17 protein-coding genes and 1 riboswitch are annotated in these 17,194 nt (G+C 64.5%); of the genes, 12 read left to right on the top strand and 5 right to left on the bottom strand.

Translation table 11 applies throughout. The annotated features are described in order from the left end of the window. Positions 1-14: 14 nt before the first annotated feature. From hflK to ACGYLO_RS04710, 4 genes are all read left to right on the top strand, one after another. Positions 15-1,238 (top strand): FtsH protease activity modulator HflK, encoded by a 1,224-nt coding sequence (hflK, locus tag ACGYLO_RS04725; protein WP_394376362.1) that lies wholly within the window; start codon positions 15-17, stop codon positions 1,236-1,238. Further along, positions 1,238-2,305, top strand: a complete 1,068-nt coding sequence (gene hflC, locus ACGYLO_RS04720; RefSeq protein ID WP_271687795.1) for a protease modulator HflC — start codon at positions 1,238-1,240, stop codon at positions 2,303-2,305. The genes hflK and hflC overlap by 1 nt, the downstream gene beginning before the upstream one ends. Beyond that, positions 2,302-2,496: a DUF2065 domain-containing protein gene (locus tag ACGYLO_RS04715; RefSeq protein ID WP_271687794.1), complete on the top strand. Its 195-nt coding sequence runs from the start codon at positions 2,302-2,304 to the stop codon at positions 2,494-2,496. The genes hflC and ACGYLO_RS04715 overlap by 4 nt, the downstream gene beginning before the upstream one ends. Positions 2,497-2,740: 244 nt before the next feature. Next, positions 2,741-4,165, top strand: a complete 1,425-nt coding sequence (locus ACGYLO_RS04710) for a Do family serine endopeptidase (RefSeq protein ID WP_394374261.1) — start codon at positions 2,741-2,743, stop codon at positions 4,163-4,165. A gap of 57 nt (positions 4,166-4,222) precedes the next feature. Here ACGYLO_RS04710 and ACGYLO_RS04705 read toward each other — a convergent pair whose 3' ends face one another. Beyond that, complete coding sequence (locus tag ACGYLO_RS04705; RefSeq protein WP_271687792.1) at positions 4,223-4,774, bottom strand: peptidoglycan-binding domain-containing protein; 552 nt, start codon at positions 4,772-4,774, stop codon at positions 4,223-4,225. Between the two features lie 164 nt (positions 4,775-4,938). Between ACGYLO_RS04705 and ACGYLO_RS04700 the strand changes: the two genes are divergently transcribed. Continuing rightward, on the top strand, positions 4,939-5,262 hold the full coding sequence (locus ACGYLO_RS04700; RefSeq protein WP_067266186.1) for a 2Fe-2S iron-sulfur cluster-binding protein: 324 nt from the start codon (positions 4,939-4,941) through the stop codon (positions 5,260-5,262). Next, on the top strand, positions 5,262-5,981 hold the full coding sequence (locus tag ACGYLO_RS04695; RefSeq protein ID WP_394376361.1) for an FG-GAP repeat domain-containing protein: 720 nt from the start codon (positions 5,262-5,264) through the stop codon (positions 5,979-5,981). The genes ACGYLO_RS04700 and ACGYLO_RS04695 overlap by 1 nt, the downstream gene beginning before the upstream one ends. A 38-nt stretch (positions 5,982-6,019) precedes the next feature. On the opposite strand, the gene purD is transcribed toward ACGYLO_RS04695, so the two are convergent. Then, positions 6,020-7,285: a phosphoribosylamine--glycine ligase gene (gene purD, locus ACGYLO_RS04690; protein WP_271687790.1), complete on the bottom strand. Its 1,266-nt coding sequence runs from the start codon at positions 7,283-7,285 to the stop codon at positions 6,020-6,022. Between the two features lie 70 nt (positions 7,286-7,355). Between purD and xseA the strand changes: the two genes are divergently transcribed. Further along, a complete protein-coding gene (gene xseA, locus ACGYLO_RS04685; protein ID WP_271687789.1) occupies positions 7,356-8,918 on the top strand; it encodes an exodeoxyribonuclease VII large subunit in 1,563 nt (520 codons plus the stop codon). Between the two features lie 6 nt (positions 8,919-8,924). Here the strand turns inward: xseA and ACGYLO_RS04680 are convergent, their stop codons facing one another. Together ACGYLO_RS04680 and ACGYLO_RS04675 are read right to left on the bottom strand one after the other, a co-directional pair. Further along, the gene (locus tag ACGYLO_RS04680; protein ID WP_271687787.1) at positions 8,925-9,314 is read right to left on the bottom strand and encodes a hypothetical protein; all 390 of its coding nucleotides are present in this window, start codon (positions 9,312-9,314) and stop codon (positions 8,925-8,927) included. Positions 9,315-9,355: 41 nt separating this feature from the next. After that, on the bottom strand, positions 9,356-10,354 hold the full coding sequence (locus ACGYLO_RS04675) for an alkane 1-monooxygenase (RefSeq protein ID WP_271687786.1): 999 nt from the start codon (positions 10,352-10,354) through the stop codon (positions 9,356-9,358). Positions 10,355-10,514: 160 nt separating this feature from the next. Here ACGYLO_RS04675 and ACGYLO_RS04670 point away from each other — a divergent pair, with 160 nt between their 5' ends. Then, positions 10,515-12,227 carry an NAD(P)H-dependent oxidoreductase subunit E gene (locus tag ACGYLO_RS04670; RefSeq protein WP_271687784.1) on the top strand — a complete coding sequence of 571 codons (1,713 nt, stop codon included), beginning with the start codon at positions 10,515-10,517 and terminating at the stop codon, positions 12,225-12,227. A 95-nt stretch (positions 12,228-12,322) separates the two neighbouring features. Continuing rightward, positions 12,323-13,675 (top strand): signal recognition particle-docking protein FtsY, encoded by a 1,353-nt coding sequence (gene ftsY / locus ACGYLO_RS04665; RefSeq protein WP_271687783.1) that lies wholly within the window; start codon positions 12,323-12,325, stop codon positions 13,673-13,675. 33 nt (positions 13,676-13,708) lie between these two features. Here the strand turns inward: ftsY and ACGYLO_RS04660 are convergent, their stop codons facing one another. Further along, positions 13,709-14,194: an MgtC/SapB family protein gene (locus tag ACGYLO_RS04660; protein ID WP_168611952.1), complete on the bottom strand. Its 486-nt coding sequence runs from the start codon at positions 14,192-14,194 to the stop codon at positions 13,709-13,711. 63 nt (positions 14,195-14,257) lie between these two features. Here ACGYLO_RS04660 and ACGYLO_RS04655 point away from each other — a divergent pair, with 63 nt between their 5' ends. The 3 genes from ACGYLO_RS04655 (at position 14,258) to metZ (ending at position 17,170) form a co-directional block, all read left to right on the top strand. Beyond that, entirely contained in the window at positions 14,258-15,160 is a 903-nt protein-coding gene (locus ACGYLO_RS04655; RefSeq protein ID WP_271687782.1) for a DMT family transporter, read from the top strand. Between the two features lie 10 nt (positions 15,161-15,170). Then, positions 15,171-15,776 carry an inner membrane-spanning protein YciB gene (locus ACGYLO_RS04650; RefSeq protein ID WP_271687781.1) on the top strand — a complete coding sequence of 202 codons (606 nt, stop codon included), beginning with the start codon at positions 15,171-15,173 and terminating at the stop codon, positions 15,774-15,776. Between the two features lie 62 nt (positions 15,777-15,838). Next, positions 15,839-15,915, top strand: a riboswitch (SAM riboswitch). A 64-nt stretch (positions 15,916-15,979) separates the two neighbouring features. Continuing rightward, a complete protein-coding gene (gene metZ, locus ACGYLO_RS04645) occupies positions 15,980-17,170 on the top strand; it encodes an O-succinylhomoserine sulfhydrylase (RefSeq protein WP_271687780.1) in 1,191 nt (396 codons plus the stop codon). Positions 17,171-17,194: the final 24 nt, after the last annotated feature.

Raw genomic sequence — 17,194 nt, 5'->3', positions numbered from 1 at the left:
AGGGGAACATATCAATGGCAGGAAATTCGCAAGGCCCCTGGGGGGGCGGCGGAGGCGGCAACCGGGGCAACGGCGGAGACCGGGGCAACGGGGGCCGCAACGACGGGCCGCAGGGCCCGCAGGGTCCACGCGGGCAGGGCGGTGACCGCCCGCAGATGCCCGAGATCGACGATTTGGTGCGCAAGGGCCAAGAGCAGCTGCGCGTTCTGATGGGGGGCCGTGGCGGCGACCGGGGCAATGGCACCGGCGGCGGCGGCCGCGGCACTGGTGGGCCGGGCGTGACACGTTCGACCATTGGCATCGCGCTTTTGGCCGGTGTGGCGCTTTGGGGCTTTGCCAGCTTTTACACCGTGCGGCCCGAACAGCAGTCGATCGAACTGTTCTTGGGTGAATTTTCCGGCATCGGCACCGAGGGTCTGAACTACGCCCCATGGCCGCTGGTCACGGCAGAGGTATTCGACGTCACCACCAACCGCACCGAGGAGTTGGGCGTGCGGCGCGGCGGCGGCGGCAACGAAGGCTTGATGCTGACCACGGACGAGAACATCGTCGACATCGACTTCCAAGTGGTCTGGAACATCAAGAACGCGCGCGACTTCAAATTTTCGCTGCGCGATCCCGAAGCCTCGGTCAGGGCGATCTCGGAATCCGCCATGCGTGAAGTCATTGCGCAATCCGAACTGGCGCCGATCCTCAACCGGGATCGTGGCGCGGTGGCGGATCGGGTGAAGGAGTTGATCCAGAACACCCTCGACAATCGCAATACCGGCATCAACGTGCTGCGTGTCAACGTGAACAAGGTCGACCCGCCCAGCCAGACCGTGCAGGTCACCGATGCCAATGGCAACACCACCACGCAGTCGGTCGTCGATGCTTTCCGCGACGTGCAAGCCGCCGAGCAGGAGCGTGACCGGGTGGAGCGTCAGGCCGACGCCTATGCCAACCGGCGCACTGCCGAGGCGCGCGGTGAATCCGCGCAGCTTCTGGAAGCAGCCGAAGGTTACCGCGCCCGCGTCGTGAACGACGCTGTGGGTGAGGCCAGCCGCTTTGAAGCCGTGTTGGAAGAATACCGCAACGCCCCCGATGTGACGCGCAAACGTCTGTATCTTGAGACCATGGAAAAGGTGCTGGGCGACGTGGATAAAATCATCCTCGAAAACGGCAGCGGCCAAGGTGGGCAGGGCGTCGTTCCCTATCTGCCACTCAATGAATTGCGGCGCGGCGGAGGGTCGAACTGATGCGGAAAACAAGTCTTATCATCCCCATCGTGGTGATCGCCATCGTGGGAATCCTGTCGGCTGTCTTTGTCGTGGACGAGCGTGAAAAAGCGCTGGTGCTGCGTTTTGGCCAGATCAAACAGGTCCGCAACGAGCCGGGCATCGGGTTCAAAGTTCCGCTTTTGGATGAAGTCGTGCGCTACGAAGACCGCATTCTGTCGCTGGAAACCCCGGTGATCGAAGTCACCCCCGCCGATGACCGGCGCCTTGAGATAGACGCCTTCGTGCTCTACCGCATCGACGATATGGTGCAGTACCGGCAAGCTTTGGGTGCGGGCGGCGAACGTCAGGCCGAAAGCGAGATGGGCGGCATCATGGAAAGCCAAATTCGTGCCGTGCTCGGCTCGCAGGGCGTGACCTCAAACACCATCCTGTCGCCCGAACGGGCCGACCTGATGGAGCAGATCCGCGTCCGTGCTGATGCCCGCGCGCAGGCGCTTGGCCTCAAGGTTGTGGATGTGCGTCTGCGTCAGACAAACCTGCCCGAGCAGAACTTCGACGCGACCCTGCAGCGGATGATCGCCGAGCGTGAGCGTGAAGCGACCGACGAACGCGCCCGTGGCCGCGAAGCCGCGCAGCGTGTCATCGCCCTTGCTGATCGTACCTACGAAGAGATCCTCTCGGAGGCCCGTCGTGACGCGCGGATCATCGAAGGTGAGGCGGACGCGCAGCGGAACAACATCTTCGCGCAGGCCTATGGCAAGGATCAGGAATTCTTTGAATTCTACCGCTCGCTCAGCGCCTATGAGCAGGCTTTGCAGGGGCAGAACTCCACTATGGTGATGTCGCCGGATAGTGAGTTCTTTAACTACCTGCGGTCGGATCGCAGCGCCACGACCTCGGTCGATGCGGTTGCACCACCGCAGACCCCCGCCGCCGATGCGCCCGCGGCTGATCCTGCGCCGGAGGCAGATAACACCACCGCGGCAGAGGATACGCAGGAGGAGGCTACCCCCGCGGCCCCTTCCACGCCAGCCCCCGCCGCACCGGAGGCTGAGACTGATCTGCCAGCGGCACTAGAAGAATGACGCTGGTTCTACTGGCTTTAGGGTCGGTTCTGATTTTCGAGGGGCTGGTGTACGCACTGGCCCCTTCGTTTTTGGAACAGATGCTCGAAATGCTCCGCCGCATCCCAGAGGCCGCGCTGCGCCAGCTTGGCGCGCTGGCGGTGGTGGTCGGGTTGATCTTGGTTTGGCTCGCCTTTCAACTGGGGTTTTGACGCCGCGCGGGCGGGGTGAAACGGCGTCCGTTTTGCCCACGACCTCGCAGGGCGGGGTCGCAAATCGTCACACGCCCACCCGTTGAAATGCCCGTGATCGGCCCCATCTTTGCTGTTGCAGCGCGTCCTTTCGGAATGCACTCTGCCCACGTTGGCAACAACAGGAACAATCAGGAGACGATGAATGCAGGCCAAGGCGGTTTCCCTGTCCACAACAGCACAACACACCCAATGGATGCGAGCGATGGCAATGGGGGTGATGGCGCTGACCCTCCTGATCCTGCAAGCCAGCATGGCGCTGGCCAAACCCGAAAGCCTCGCCCCGCTGGCCGAGAAAATCAGCCCCTCGGTGGTCAATATCACCACCTCCACCACGGTTGAGGGCCGCACCGGGCCGCAGGGCATCGTGCCCGAAGGCTCGCCCTTCGAAGACTTCTTTCGCGAGTTTCAGGACCGCAACAATGGTGAGGGCAACCGGCCCCGCCGTTCCTCGGCCCTTGGCTCGGGTTTCGTGATTTCCGAAGACGGCTATGTGGTGACCAATAACCACGTCATCGAAAGCGCGGATGAGATCACCATCGAATTCTTCTCAGGCGAGGAATTGGTCGCCGAGGTCATAGGCACCGACCCCAAGACCGACATCGCGCTTTTGAAGGTCGAAGCGGACGCGCCGTTGCCCTTCGTCTCTTTCGGTGACAGCAACGCCGCGCGGGTGGGGGACTGGGTGATTGCCATGGGCAACCCGCTTGGGCAGGGCTTTTCGGTCTCGGCTGGCATCGTGTCAGCGCGCAACCGGGCGCTGTCGGGCACCTATGACGATTACATTCAGACCGACGCCGCGATCAACCGCGGCAACTCCGGCGGGCCGCTGTTCAACATGGATGGCGAGGTGATCGGGGTGAACACCGCGATCCTGTCGCCCAACGGCGGCTCTATCGGCATCGGCTTTTCGATGGCGTCGAATGTGGTCACCCGCGTGATCGACCAGTTGCAGGAATACGGCGAGACCCGCCGCGGCTGGCTGGGCGTGCGCATTCAGGACGTGACCGATGACGTGGCCGATGCCATGGGCCTCAAGAAAGCCGTCGGCGCCCTGATCACCGATGTGCCCGAGGGGCCTGCGCGTGAAGCGGGGCTCAAAACCGGCGACGTGATCAAATCCTTCGACGGTGTCGAAGTGGTCGATACCCGTGGTCTCGTCCGTCAGGTGGGCAACAGCCCCGTGGGCGCGACGGTGCGCGTGACCGTGCTGCGTGACGGCAAGACCCAGACCATCAAGGTCGTACTTGGCCGCCGCGAAGAGGCTGATGGCGCGGTTCCTGCCGGTATGGATGACAACGCCGATGAGGGGGCCGAGGCCGAGCCGCAGTCGACTATGCTGATGGGCCTGACCCTGATGCCGCTGACAGACGAGCTGCGCGCAGAACTCGGGGCCGATGACGATATGACCGGTCTTGCCGTGACGGATGTGGATCAAACATCGGAGGCCTTCGAGAAGGGCCTGCGCATGGGCGATATCATCACCGAAGCGGGGCAGGAGCAGGTGTCGAGCATTGCCGATCTCGAAGCCCGGATCGAGGCGGCAAAAGAGGCGGGCCGCCGGTCTCTGCTGCTGTTGGTCCGCCGCGGAGGCGACCCGCGCTTTGTGGCACTCTCACTGGCAGAGTGACCTTGCATCAAGGTTTGGGGAAGGGGCGCCTACGGGGCGCCCTTTTTTGTTGCGGGTTCAGCCGCCCTGACGCGGCACCGCCACAAGTCCAAGCGCGCGGGCGGTGTTGAGCGACAGCACCTCGCTGTTCGGCCCTTGCCGCGCCTGATAGCGCCGCACCGCTTGCCGCGTGGCCGCGTCCATTTCACCCGTGATCGGTCCCGCGTAGAACCCGCGCGCCTCTAGCGCCCGTTGCAGGCTGCTGTTGAACTCGGGCGTCAGCACATCGGGGCAGGGGGTTTCGAACCAATTGTCGACCCGCGCGCGCACAATCTCTTGCCGGGTTTCTGTCTTATAGACGGGCGGTTTGGCGATGCTGCCATCGGGGTTCATCTTGGCCGGGGTCACTTCGACCTGTTCGGTCACCGTCTCGATCACTGCAGGGCTGACCGTGCGGCCCCAGCAGCTTCCCTCCGGCGCGCCTGCGGGGCCGTTGCGGGTGGCCTCTAGCACCCCCGGCTCGGGGCGGGGCGTAGCCGGTGCCGCTGTCTCGCAACCCGTCAAGGCCGCGACGGTCAGCAGCAAAGCGGCGCAGCGCCGCGCGGTTCTGGGGGGGAGGGGCTGTGTCATGCCGGTCTCTCGGGCTCGCCTGTTGTTCGCGGGCAGACTAGCCGGATGCGCAGGCCTTGCCCACCGCAATGTCGGGCGCGCCGTGACCTTGCGAAAAGGGGGCTGGAACCGGCTGCAATAGCCCGTTAAACAAGGCCGAACTTTTAGGACGAAAGGGCATCATCATGGCCAAAATCACCTATGTCGAACACTCCGGCACCGAACATGTGGTCGAGGTGGCCAATGGTCTCACCGTCATGGAAGGCGCGCGGGACAATAACATTCCCGGCATCGAAGCCGACTGTGGCGGGGCCTGCGCCTGCTCCACCTGCCATGTCTATGTCGATCCGGCTTGGGCCGAAAAACTGCCGCCGATGGACGACATGGAAGAAGACATGCTCGACTTCGCCTTTGAGCCCGATCCCGCGCGCTCGCGTCTGACCTGCCAGATCAAGGTCACCGATGCGCTGGACGGTCTGCGCGTGCAGATGCCGGAAAAGCAAATCTGATGCGAGCGGTCGGCGCGGCACTGCTGGCGCTGATCGCAACGGGCGCGGCGGCGGAGACGATCACCGCCGCGCATTACATCGCGCCCACGGGGCGCTACGCCCACGGCATTCTTGGCGACGCGCTGGAATGGGGCGGCTTGCAGGTCTCTCTGGCAAATGGCGGTGCGCGGCGCTTCCATCTGCCGCGCGACCATGTTTTCGAGGATATCGCCCCCCGGCTTGTAGATGTGACCGGCGATGGCGCGCCCGAGGTTCTGGTGGTCGAGACGGACGTGAATCGTGGCGCGGCGCTGGCGATCTACGGCCCCGAGGGCAAGATCACCGAGACCCCGCATATCGGCCAAAGCAACCGGTGGCTCGCCCCCATAGGTGCCGCTGATCTGGATGGCGATGGCGCGATTGAGATCGCCTATGTCGACCGGCCGCATCTGGCGCGGGTGCTGCGGGTCTGGCGCTTTGCCGATGGGCATCTCAGCGAAGTCGCGCAAATGACGGGGCTGACCAATCATCGCATCAATGACGGGGCTGACCAATCATCGCATCGGAGAGCGGCATATCTCAGGCGGTCTGCGCGATTGTGGGGCAGGGCCGGAGATGGTGCTGGCGGATGCCGATTGGGAACGTGTGGTGGGGGTGCGCCTGACAGGCGGACAGCTGACGAGGCGCGATATCGGCCCCTTCGCGTGGGCCGAGAGCTTTGCCAAGGCGCTGGCCTGTGAATGAGGGGCGGCTGCGGCTCTGGTAGAGCCGCCACCCGTCAGCTCAGCGCGCGCCAGCCGATGTCGCGGCGGCAGAACCCTTCGGGCCAATCGATCCCATCGACCATCGCATAGGCACGTTCCTGCGCCTCGGCCAGCGTGGCCCCGCGCGCGGTGACGTTCAGCACGCGCCCGCCATTGGCCAAGATCGCCCCGTCCTGCGCCTTGGTGCCTGCGTGGAACACCATATTCGCGCTGTCCTCTGGGAGGGCGGAGAGGCCCTTGATCTCACTGCCCTTTTCATAGTCACCGGGGTAGCCTTTGGCGGCCATCACCACGGTCAGCGCGTGATCTTCGGCCCAGTTCACCTGCATATCGGCAAGCGCCCCCTTGGCCGTGGCCTGCATCAGGTCGAACGCTTGCGCGCCGAGGCGCATCATCAGCACTTGGCATTCCGGATCACCGAAACGGACATTGTATTCCACCAGACGCGGCTGGCCGTCTTTGATCATCAAACCGGCATAGAGCACGCCCTGATAGGGCATTCCGCGCTTGGCCATCTCGGCCATACAGGGGCGGATGATCTGATCTAGCGCGCGTTTGGCGATCTTGTCGCTCAGCACTGGGGCGGGGGAGTAGGCGCCCATGCCGCCGGTGTTGGGGCCGCTGTCGCCGTCGCCGACGCGCTTATGGTCTTGGGCCGTGCCGATAGGCAGCACCGTCTCCCCGTCGCAGAGCACGAAGAAGGACGCCTCTTCGCCCTCCATGAACTCTTCGATCACCACTTCCGCGCCTGCCTCGCCAAAGGCACCGTCGAACATCTCATCCACGGCGGCCAGCGCTTCGGCGTCACTCATGGCGATGATGACACCCTTGCCCGCCGCCAGACCGTCGGCCTTGATCACAATCGGCGCGCCTTGCTTTTCGACATAGGCGCGGGCGCTGGCGGCATCGGTGAAATGGCCATAGCCCGCCGTGGGTGCATTGCAGGCGTCGCAGATTTCCTTGGTGAAGGCTTTGGAAGCCTCCAGTGCCGCCGCTGCTTTGGAGGGGCCAAAGACATCGAAACCCGCCGCGCGCAGATCGTCGCCCACACCCGCGGCAAGGGGCGCTTCGGGGCCGATGATGACGAAATCGATGTTATTGCCCTCGCAAAAGGCCACAACCGCCGCGCCATCCATGATGTCGAGCTTGGCGCATTGCGCGATGGCCGCGATCCCCGCATTGCCCGGTGCCACGATCAGCTTGTCGCATTTGGGGTTCTGCATGACCGCCCAAGCAAGTGAATGTTCGCGGCCACCGCTGCCGAGGATCAGGATATTCATGCCGCGCACTCCCTTGGACTTCGTTGCTCCGCGTTCTAAGCTGGGGGGCCCACAGACACAAGGTGCCCAGATGGATCTGTTCGACGACCCCGCCCCCGGTGGCAACAGCCCCGAATTCACGGTGACCGAGCTTTCGGGCGCGATTAAACGGGTGATCGAGGGGGAGTTCGGCCATGTGCGGATTCGCGGTGAAGTGGGCCGCGTCAGCCGCCCGCGCTCGGGGCATGTCTATCTCGACCTCAAGGATGACCGCTCGGTCATCTCGGGCGTGATCTGGAAAGGCGTGACCGCGCGGCTTGAGACTCAGCCCGAAGAGGGGATGGAGGTCATCGCCACCGGGCGCATCACCACCTTTGGCGGTCAGTCGAAATATCAGATCGTCATTGAGGACATTAAACCGGCGGGCATGGGCGCGCTGATGGCGCTGTTGGAGAAACGAAAGGCGGCGCTGGCGGCGGAGGGGCTGTTCGCCCCCGAACGCAAACGCCCGCTGCCCTATCTGCCTGAGATCATCGGCGTTGTGACCTCGCCCTCGGGGGCGGTGATCCGTGACATTCTGCACCGGCTGCGGGATCGTTTCCCGCGCAAGGTGTTGGTCTGGCCGGTCGCCGTTCAGGGCGCGAAATGCGCGCCCGAGGTGGTGCGCGCCATCCAAGGGTTCAACCGGCTCACCCCCGGTGGCGCGTTGCCCCGGCCCGAGTTGATCATCGTGGCCCGTGGCGGTGGCTCGGTCGAAGACCTCTGGGGCTTTAACGAGGAAAGCGTCGCCCGCGCGGCGGCGGCTTCGGACATTCCGCTGATCTCTGCCGTGGGGCATGAGACCGACACGACGCTGATCGACTTCGTCTCGGACAAACGCGCGCCCACGCCGACAGCGGCGGCGGAATTGGCGGTGCCCGTGCGGCATGAATTGGCGGCATGGCTGGAGGGGCAGGGTGCAAGGATGCGTCAGGCGCTGAGCCAAGGATTGACCCGTCGCAGCCAGCGGATGCGGGATCTGGCGCGGGCCTTGCCCCGGGCCGACACGCTGCTGGAGGGGCCGCGCCAGCGTCTTGATCGCGGGGGGGAGAAACTGGCCCCCGCGCTGATTGCGGGCGTCCAAGGCCGCCGCGTCAAGCTGGCTGATATGTCTGGCGCTCTGCGCCCCGGCACCCTGCGCCGCCAGTTAGAGGCGGATCGCCAACGTCTGGCGCAGCTCTCGGCACGGATCGACCCTGCGTGGCAACGCAATTTGGCCGGGCAGCGCGAGCGGCTGGCCGCGCGGATTGACCGGTTCCACCCCGAGGTGCTGCACCGTCAGATCCTCCGCCGGCGCGAGCGGTTGGTCGATCGCACGCAAACCTTCCGCCCCGAGGTTTTGCGCCGCGACCTGTCGCGCCAAGACCAACGGTTGAAAGAGGTGTTGGCCCGGCTGGCGCGCGCAGGCCGCGCCGATCAGGACCGCCGCCGCCGCCAGATCGACGCGATGGGCCGCACGCTCGGCACGCTCGGCTATCGCGAAACGCTGGCCCGTGGTTTCGCCGTGGTGCGGGGCGATGGGGATGTGGTGACCAGTGCGGAGGCTGCCAAGAAGGCGGCGCATCTGGAGATCGAATTCGCCGACGGTCGGCTGCCCGTCAAAGGCGAGGGCTGAACTGGCCTAGACCCCGACCTGCGGCCCAAGGCACAGCAGCGGCTCGGTCATTTCCCGCGCCTCATAGAGCGCGGTCTCGGTCGGGTCATTCTCGAACCGCGCGACCAGCCCGGTCGGGCTTTCGGTAAAGCTCCAGCATTGCGGGGTGGGGTCGTCTTCGTAGACAAAGCAGATCAGCCCATCGGCCTCATACCAGCGCCCCTCTTTGCAGTGGCCATCGAGAAAGGACCACTGCACGCGCCGGTCCTCGTGGTAGATTTCCGCCCCATAAGGCGCGCCGGATTGGCCGAAGTAGAGGGTTTTGCCCTCAGTATAGGCTTCGAACTCCGCCGCCGACATCTCTGCCAAGGCAGGCAGCGGAAGGAAGACGCAGATCAGGGCGAGGGCATGTCTCATACTCTCAGCCTGCCAGAAGCCCGCGCGCCGCGCCAGTGGGATCAATGCTGGCCCCACCGGGCGAGGCGGCGGTCCATCACCCGCCGCCAGAGCGGGGGGACGAGGGCGATCACCGCCATGACAGGCAGGGAATAGGGCAGTTTCGGCATCTCCTGCGTCACTTCCAGCGCTGGAAAAGCGCGGGCGGGGCGCATGTGGTGATCCGAATGGCGCGGGGCGTTCAGCATCATCGCGGCGGAGTACCATTTGGGCGCGTTCCAACTGTGCTGCGGGCCCATCGGCTCAAGCCGGCCATCGGGGCGCTGCTCTCGTCGCAGCCCATAGTGTTGCACATAGTCCGACAGCAGCAGTTGCATCTGCGCATAGGCCGCCAGCCCGATATAGGCGAGCAGCACGGCGACCCCGCCCAGCAGCAGCGCCGTGTGCAGCGCCAGCGCCGCACCCCCGAGGTAGAGCGTGTAAGGGTGCAGCCCCTGCGCCCCCCTCTTGCGCGCCCGCTGCGCGCTGTCGGCCTGCCACCCGGCGCGAAACTCCCCCCAGCTTGCGCTCAGCAGAAACCGCCAGAACCCCATGCCCCTGGGTGCGGAGTTGGGGTCAGCCGGGGTGGCGGCGGCGGGATGATGCACCCGCAGATGGGCCGAGACGTGATGCCCGTGCAGCAATGAGATATAGATCGCCGTGCCGATCCGCCGGGGCAGGCGGCGGCTGGCGTGGATCAACTCATGGGCGTTGGAATTGCTGATCTGGCCCAGAAACAGGCCAAGGGCGGCAAAGATCAGGGCGCGGTCCAACCCCTCAAGATGCGGGGCTGCGCCAATCGCCCAGACCCCGAGCGGCAGCAGCAGGAAATGCGCGGCGGCCAAGGTCAGCGTCAGGGCGCGGCCTGAACTGTCGGAAAGGCGCAGCGCGCGGCCCAATCGGTCCATGAAGACCACATGCACCGTGATCGACAACAGTGCCAGCACGGGCCAGACCCCGCCCCAGAGGGCGGCGGCGATCAGCACCGCCGGTGTCAGACTTGCGATCACATACCACAGCATGCGTTTTCCCCTGCGACCCCGGCCAATCGGCTCGGCACCCGTATTCTGCCCGCCGCAGGGGCCGTGCACAACGCAAACACCCGCGCGATTGTCGCTTTTTGATCGCGCCTCGGGCTTTGGATTTGTTACCAAGGCGGAAAGCAAGGCGGGGGGGAGAGACATGGCGCTGGACGATCACGGCAAGGCTGCGGCGGGGGCGCCGCGAAAGGGCGTTTGGAAATCCGGCAAGGGCAAGGGGCGTCATCACCCCAAGGGGCGGCAGTTGCAGGATACGGCGTGGGAGGAGGTCCGCGCGCTGTTGGGCGACCGTCCGCGCGCCCGCGATCTGCTGATCGAGTTTCTGCATCTGATCCAAGACCGCTTTGGCCATCTGTCGGCCGCGCATCTGCGCGCCTTGGCCGAAGAGATGCGCCTGTCGATGGCCGAAGTCTATGAGGTCGCCAGTTTCTACGCCCATTTCGACGTGGTGAAAGAGGACGAGACCCCGCCGCCCGCGCTGACCATCCGGGTCTGCGATTCGCTGTCTTGCGAGTTGGCCGGGGCGCAGGCCTTGAAAACCGCGTTGGAAGAGGGGCTGGACCCGACCGAAGTGCGCGTCCTGCGCGCGCCCTGCATGGGGCGCTGCGACACGGCGCCGGTGCTGGAACTGGGGCATAACCATATCGACCACGCGACGCCCGAGAAAGTCCTCGCGGCAATTGGCGCCGGAGATACCCATGCCCAGCTGCCCGACTATGAGGCTTACGAAACCTACGCGGCATCAGGGGGTTACGACGCGCTGTTGAACCTGCGTCAGGGGGGCGATTGGGAAGCGGTGCAGGAGCAATTGTTAGAGGCCGGGCTGCGCGGTCTTGGCGGAGCGGGTTTCCCCTCGGGCAAGAAATGGGGCTTCGTGCGCGGCAATCCCGGCCCGCGCTATCTGGCGGTGAATGGCGATGAGGGCGAGCCGGGCACCTTCAAGGACCGCTGGTATCTCGAACGCAGGCCGCATCTCTTCCTCGAAGGTATGTTGATCGCCGCTTGGGCGGTGGAGGCGGAGAAGGTCTTTCTCTACATGCGCGATGAATACCCGGCGGTGCTGGAGAGCCTGCGCCGTGAGATCGCCGCTCTGGAAAGCGCGGGCCTCATCGCGCCCGGCTATGTCGATCTGCGCCGCGGGGCGGGCGCCTATATCTGCGGCGAGGAAAGCGCCATGATCGAAAGCATCGAAGGCAAGCGCGGCTTGCCGCGCCACCGCCCGCCCTATGTGGCGCAGGTCGGTGTCTTTGGCCGCCCGACCTTGGTGCATAACGTGGAGACTCTGCATTGGATCGCCCGCATTTTCCGCGAGGGGCCGCAGGTGTTGAACGGGGTCGAAAAGAATGGACGCAAGGGGCTGCGGAGCTATTCCGTTTCGGGCCGTGTGGCGCGCCCGGGGATGTATCTGCTGCCCGCAGGCTCGACCATCACCGATATCATCGCCACGGCGGGGGGCATGGCAGAGGGCCATCTGTTCAAAGCCTATCAACCGGGTGGCCCGTCCTCGGGGCTGTTGCCCGCGTCGATGGCGGATCTGCCGCTGGACTTTGACACGTTGCAGCCGCATGGGTCTTTCATCGGCTCGGCGGCGGTGGTTGTCCTGTCGGAACACGACAGCGCACGGGCCGCCGCCCTCAACATGCTGCGGTTTTTCGAGGATGAAAGCTGTGGCCAATGCACGCCCTGTCGGGTCGGCTGTGAAAAGGCGGTGAAGCTAATGCAGGAGGACCGCTGGGACCAAGCTCTGCTGGAAGAGTTGTCGACCGCCATGGTCGATGCTTCGATTTGCGGGCTGGGGCAGGCGGCGCCGAACCCGATCCGGCTGGTGATGCAGCATTTCCCCGATGAAATCTGACCCCGCCCCCTCCCGGCGGGCTTGATCTGCCCGGGCGCCCTTCCATCTGCGCGGGCAAGCCTATAGATCAAGACGAAACTGCATGGGAGACGCCGATGGCCTTCTTCACGAAGCTCAAGGACCGCTTGTTCAAATCCTCGTCCAAACTCGACGAGGGGTTGGAGGCAATCGTCAGCGATGGCGGGGAGGCGGAGGCCGAAGCGGGCCCCGTGGATGCGGTGATGGACCAGCCCGGCGCGGCCTCTGACGTGATGCCCGATAGGCAGGAGGACAGCGGCCCAATGTTGGCGGCAGAGCGGGAGGCGGAAGAGCCGACCCCCGCGCCTGAACCCGCCCCGGAACCCGAGACGCTCCCAGAGCCCGAGCCGCAGCCTGCGCCTGAACCGCAGCCCGAACCGACTGAGCCCCAGCCGGACCCCACACCCGCGCAGGAACCACCCGCCGCTGATCCTGAGCCCGCCCCGGCCACGGAGGAAGTTCCCGCGGCGACCGACCTGCGCCAAGCGATGACACCCGTCGCCCCGGCGCTGGACGAAACCCCAGCCGAGGCCGCCCCCGCCAAACCGGGCCTTTTGGGCCGTCTCATGGGGCGCGGCGCCGCGCAGCCCGTGGTGCGCCGGACGCTGGATGACGAGATGCTCGAACAGCTCGAAGAGTTGCTGATCAGCGCCGACATGGGCGTCGACACGGCGCTGCGGGTCACCGCGAATATGGCCGAGGGGCGCTTTGGCAAAAAACTCTCGGTGGCAGAGATCAAACAGCTGCTCGCCAGCGAAGTCAGCCGCATCATGGAGCCTGTAGCGCGGCCCCTGCCGCTCTATGCCAAGACCCCGCAAGTGGTGCTGGTGGTCGGCGTGAACGGCTCGGGCAAGACGACGACCATCGGCAAATTGGCCTCGCAATTTCGTACGGCGGGTAAGAAGGTCGTGATCGCCGCGGGGGATACCTTCCGCGCCGCCGCGGTGGAGCAATTGCAGGTCTGGGGCGAACGCGCAGGCGTGCCAGTACTCACCGCGCCTGAGGGCAGCGACCCGGCGAGCCTTGCCTTTGATGCCATGGGCCGCGCGCAGGAAGAGGGGGCCGATCTGCTGCTGATCGACACGGCAGGCCGCTTGCAAAACCGGGGCGACCTGATGGAGGAATTGGCCAAGATCGTCCGCGTCATCCGCAAGAAGGATGAGACAGCGCCGCATAACACCCTATTGGTGCTGGATGCGACGACGGGGCAGAATGCGGTCAATCAGGTGAAGGTTTTCCAAGAGATCTCCGATGTCAGCGGTCTGGTGATGACCAAGCTCGACGGCACCGCCAAGGGCGGGGTGCTGGTGGCGCTGGCGGACCGCTTTGGCCTGCCGATTCATGCCGTGGGTGTGGGTGAGCAGATTGACGATCTGTCGCCCTTTGACCCGGATGAATTCGCCGCCGCCTTGGTGGGCACGGATGGCTGAGAGTACACTGGCCGCCGAGAGTGGCGGCCCTGTTCAGTCATGGGTGCCAAGCTTTCGTTCGATCCAGCGCAGAACGGTCAGAACCAGCACCACGACCCCTGCGGTCAGACAGGCCAGCAGGATTTGCCCCGCGCCGCAGGACAGGCCGATGGCCCCGGCCAGCCACATCGACGCGCCGGTGGTGATGTTGCGCACCTCGCCGTTAGAGGTAAAAATGATCCCCGCCGCGAGGAAGGCGACACCTGCGGTCACCGCTTCGATCAGACGCAGCGGATCAAAGCGCATCTGGTCACCTTCGCCGAACTCCAAACTGCCCAGCTCTTGTCCGATGATGATGAAGAGACAGGCGGCGATGGCCACCATGATGTGCGTTCGCAGACCCGCAGGTTTGTCGCGCCGCTCGCGTTCATACCCGACGATACCCGCCAGAAAGGCCGCCATGAGCAGCCGCGCCGCGGCCACGGTAACCGGCACTTTGGAAAAACTGTGGGTGAGATCCGCGATCAGGCTTTCAAACATGGAATTTCCGTTGGTTATAAAGGCTTTGAAGTATAAACCTCTCGCCGCGGTGGTGGTTCCGCGATGACCGATTGGATCCTGTCGATCGAAGGCACCCCCGCGGGCCATACCGCGGCCCTGTGGCTGGCGCTTTCCGCAGCCTTCCTGCACGCGGTTTTCGGCGCGCTGCAAAAGGGGCGGCATGATCCTTGGCTCACGCGCGGGGCGATCGATGTCTCTTATGGCGTGATGGCGGCCCCCTTTGCGCTTTTCGTCGTGCCATGGCCCGAACCGCATATGTGGGTGATCTTCCTCGGCGCTTTCGTGATCCATGTGATCTACAAGCTGTTGCAGGCATGGGCCTATACCAAGGGCGCCTATACGGTGGTCTACCCGGTGGTGCGCGGCACGGGGCCGCTCTTTGCCGTGGTCGGCGCATATTTGATTTTTGGTGAGCGGTTCAACGCGGTGCAATGGCTTGGCGTGGCGGTGCTGCTAAGCGGCATCTTTGGCCTTGCTCTTTATAACCTGCGCAATCTGGTCGCCGCGCGCGACACGCTGCACGCAGCGCTCGGGCTGGCGGTGCTGACGGGCTTGTTCGTGGCGCTTTACACCACATATGACGCTTACGGCATTCGCGCCACGGCGGATCCTTTCACCTTCCTTGCATGGTTTTTCATGATCGACGGGCTGGTGATGCCGGTGATCGCATGGCGGCGCTGGCATAGGATGGAGAACCCGCCCGAAGTTGCCCCGCTGATGCTGCGCGGCTTTATTGGCGGGATCATCGCATTCGCGAGCTTTGGGTCGGTCATGCTGGCCACGCGGCTCGACAAGGTGGGCGAGGCGGCGGTGCTGCGTGAGACCTCGACCGTCTTTGCCGCGCTGATCGGGGTGCTGGTGCTGAAAGAAACCGTCGGCCCGCGCCGCATCGCGCTGATGGCGCTGATCGCAGCCGGGGCGGTGATTGTTGAAATGGGCGGCTGAAGGAACAGGCATGTCAGAACCAAGAGAGATCAACCCAGTGCTGCGGGCAGGCTTGGAATACGGGCCGGTCTTGGCCTTCCTCGTGGCCTATCTGTGGCTCAAGGATAACACCTACACTTTCGGCGGGACGGAGTATGACGGCTTTATCGTCGTCACCGCGATGTTTGTGCCGCTGCTGGTGCTCTCGACCGGCGCGCTTTGGGCGCTGACGGGCAAGCTTAGCCGGATGCAGGTCGCCACCGTGGTGCTGGTGGTGATCTTTGGCGGGTTGTCGGTCTGGCTGAACGATGACCGCTTCTTCAAGATGAAGCCGACGCTGATCTATGTGCTCTTCGGCGGCCTTTTGGCCGTCGGCCTGCTGCGCGGGCAGTCCTACCTGAAATACGTCATGGAAGAGATGATGCCCCTGCGCGATGAGGGCTGGATGCTGCTGACCAAACGGCTGATGTATTTCTTCTTTGGGCTGGCACTGGCGAATGAGGTGATTTGGCGGTTCTTTTCGACCGACACATGGGTCTACTTCAAAACCTTCGGCCTGACGGCGGCGATTTTCGTTTTCTTCATGGCGCAGGGCAAGCTGTTCGAAGCCTACGGCGAAAAGAAAGACCAAGGCTGATCCGCGCAAATTTAACGAAGGCCCCGCGCGAAACTGTTGACCTGTAGCGTCGCGCGGCGTAATCCACCCCGCGTGGCGATTTGTTACCGGATTGTGGGCCACGTTAAACATGCCGCTAAAAGGTCAGGATGAAAGACCCCTTTCGCTTGGCCGCGTCTGGGGTTTTTTTATGCCCGCGAGTCCGGGCCGGAAGGATGAGATTGATGAACAACGACCGTCACGCGCGCACCCAAGCGATCCACGCAGGCACCCGCCGCAGCCAATATGGCGAGGTCAGCGAGGCGATCTACCTGACCCAAGGTTTCGTTTACGACAGCGCCGAACAGGCCGAAGCCCGGTTTGAAGAGATCGGCCCGGATGAGTTCATCTATGCCCGCTACGGCAACCCGACGGTGGCGATGTTCGAAGACCGTATCGCCACGCTGGAAGGCGCCGAGGATGCTTTTGCCACGGCCAGCGGCATGGCAGCTGTCTCGGGTGCGCTGATCTCGATGCTGAAGGCGGGCGATCATGTCGTCTCGGCCCGGGCGCTATTCGGGTCTTGTATCTATGTGCTGGAAGAGATCCTTGGCCGCTACGGGGTAGAGGTCACTTTCGTCGACGGCAGCGACCTTTCCGCTTGGGAGGCCGCGATTCGCGAGGACACCCGCGCGGTCTTCTTCGAATCCGTCGCCAACCCCACGCTTGAAGTGATCGACATCGAGGCCGTTGCCAAACTCGCCCATGCCAAGGGCGCGCTGGTGGTGGTCGACAATGTCTTTGCCACGCCGGTCTTTTCGCGCGCGATCTCGCAGGGCGCGGATGTGGTCGTCTATTCCGCGACTAAACATATCGACGGGCAGGGCCGTGCGCTTGGCGGTGTGGTGCTGGGCAGCCGCGAGTTCATCCGCGGCACGCTTGAGCCTTACATGAAACATACCGGCGGCTCGATGAGCCCCTTCACGGCTTGGATCATGCTTAAGGGGTTGGAGACCATTGACCTGCGGGTGCGGGCGCAGGCGGCCAGCGCACAGGAATTGGCCGAGGCGCTGGAAGGTCACGCGGCATTGGCGCGGGTGCTTTACCCGGGCCTTGCGGGCCATGCGCAGAACGCACTGGCGATGCGCCAGATGGGGGCAGGGGGCACGGTGCTGTCCATTGACCTCAAGGGCGGCAAGGCGGCGGCTTTCGCTTTCCTGAATGCGTTGCAGGTGGGGGTAATCTCAAACAACCTTGGCGACGCCAAGACCATCGTCACCCATCCGGCCACCACCACCCACCAGCGTCTGCCGCAGGACACCAAAGACCTTTTGGGCATCACGCCGGGGCTGGTGCGGATCAGCGTAGGGCTGGAATATAGCGGCGATCTCAAGGCCGATTTGCTGCAAGCCTTGGATGCGGCGGCGCAAGCCTGACCTGATGTGTCGCGGGCGCGGTGG

The sequence above is a fragment of the Sulfitobacter sp. 1A13353 genome (assembly GCF_043557255.1).
Taxonomy (GTDB): Bacteria; Pseudomonadota; Alphaproteobacteria; order Rhodobacterales; family Rhodobacteraceae; genus Sulfitobacter; species Sulfitobacter faviae.
This window is presented reverse-complemented; position numbering and strand designations above follow the sequence as displayed.

Bases quoted from the DNA above. Each gene is read 5' to 3' on its own strand.
- ACGYLO_RS04650 (WP_271687781.1), top strand. From the start codon at position 15,171: ATGTCAGAACCAAGAGAGATCAACCCAGTGCTGCGGGCAGGCTTGGAA.
- ACGYLO_RS04700 (WP_067266186.1), top strand. From the start codon at position 4,939: ATGGCCAAAATCACCTATGTCGAACACTCCGGCACCGAACATGTGGTC.
- ACGYLO_RS04705 (WP_271687792.1), bottom strand. From the start codon at position 4,774: ATGACACAGCCCCTCCCCCCCAGAACCGCGCGGCGCTGCGCCGCTTTG.
- purD (WP_271687790.1), bottom strand. From the start codon at position 7,285: ATGAATATCCTGATCCTCGGCAGCGGTGGCCGCGAACATTCACTTGCT.
- ACGYLO_RS04670 (WP_271687784.1), top strand. From the start codon at position 10,515: ATGGCGCTGGACGATCACGGCAAGGCTGCGGCGGGGGCGCCGCGAAAG.
- ACGYLO_RS04680 (WP_271687787.1), bottom strand. From the start codon at position 9,314: ATGAGACATGCCCTCGCCCTGATCTGCGTCTTCCTTCCGCTGCCTGCC.
- ACGYLO_RS04710 (WP_394374261.1), top strand. From the start codon at position 2,741: ATGGCAATGGGGGTGATGGCGCTGACCCTCCTGATCCTGCAAGCCAGC.
- ACGYLO_RS04695 (WP_394376361.1), top strand. From the start codon at position 5,262: ATGCGAGCGGTCGGCGCGGCACTGCTGGCGCTGATCGCAACGGGCGCG.
- ACGYLO_RS04655 (WP_271687782.1), top strand. From the start codon at position 14,258: ATGACCGATTGGATCCTGTCGATCGAAGGCACCCCCGCGGGCCATACC.
- ACGYLO_RS04675 (WP_271687786.1), bottom strand. From the start codon at position 10,354: ATGCTGTGGTATGTGATCGCAAGTCTGACACCGGCGGTGCTGATCGCC.
- xseA (WP_271687789.1), top strand. From the start codon at position 7,356: ATGGATCTGTTCGACGACCCCGCCCCCGGTGGCAACAGCCCCGAATTC.
- ftsY (WP_271687783.1), top strand. From the start codon at position 12,323: ATGGCCTTCTTCACGAAGCTCAAGGACCGCTTGTTCAAATCCTCGTCC.
- hflK (WP_394376362.1), top strand. From the start codon at position 15: ATGGCAGGAAATTCGCAAGGCCCCTGGGGGGGCGGCGGAGGCGGCAAC.
- ACGYLO_RS04660 (WP_168611952.1), bottom strand. From the start codon at position 14,194: ATGTTTGAAAGCCTGATCGCGGATCTCACCCACAGTTTTTCCAAAGTG.
- ACGYLO_RS04715 (WP_271687794.1), top strand. From the start codon at position 2,302: ATGACGCTGGTTCTACTGGCTTTAGGGTCGGTTCTGATTTTCGAGGGG.
- metZ (WP_271687780.1), top strand. From the start codon at position 15,980: ATGAACAACGACCGTCACGCGCGCACCCAAGCGATCCACGCAGGCACC.
- hflC (WP_271687795.1), top strand. From the start codon at position 1,238: ATGCGGAAAACAAGTCTTATCATCCCCATCGTGGTGATCGCCATCGTG.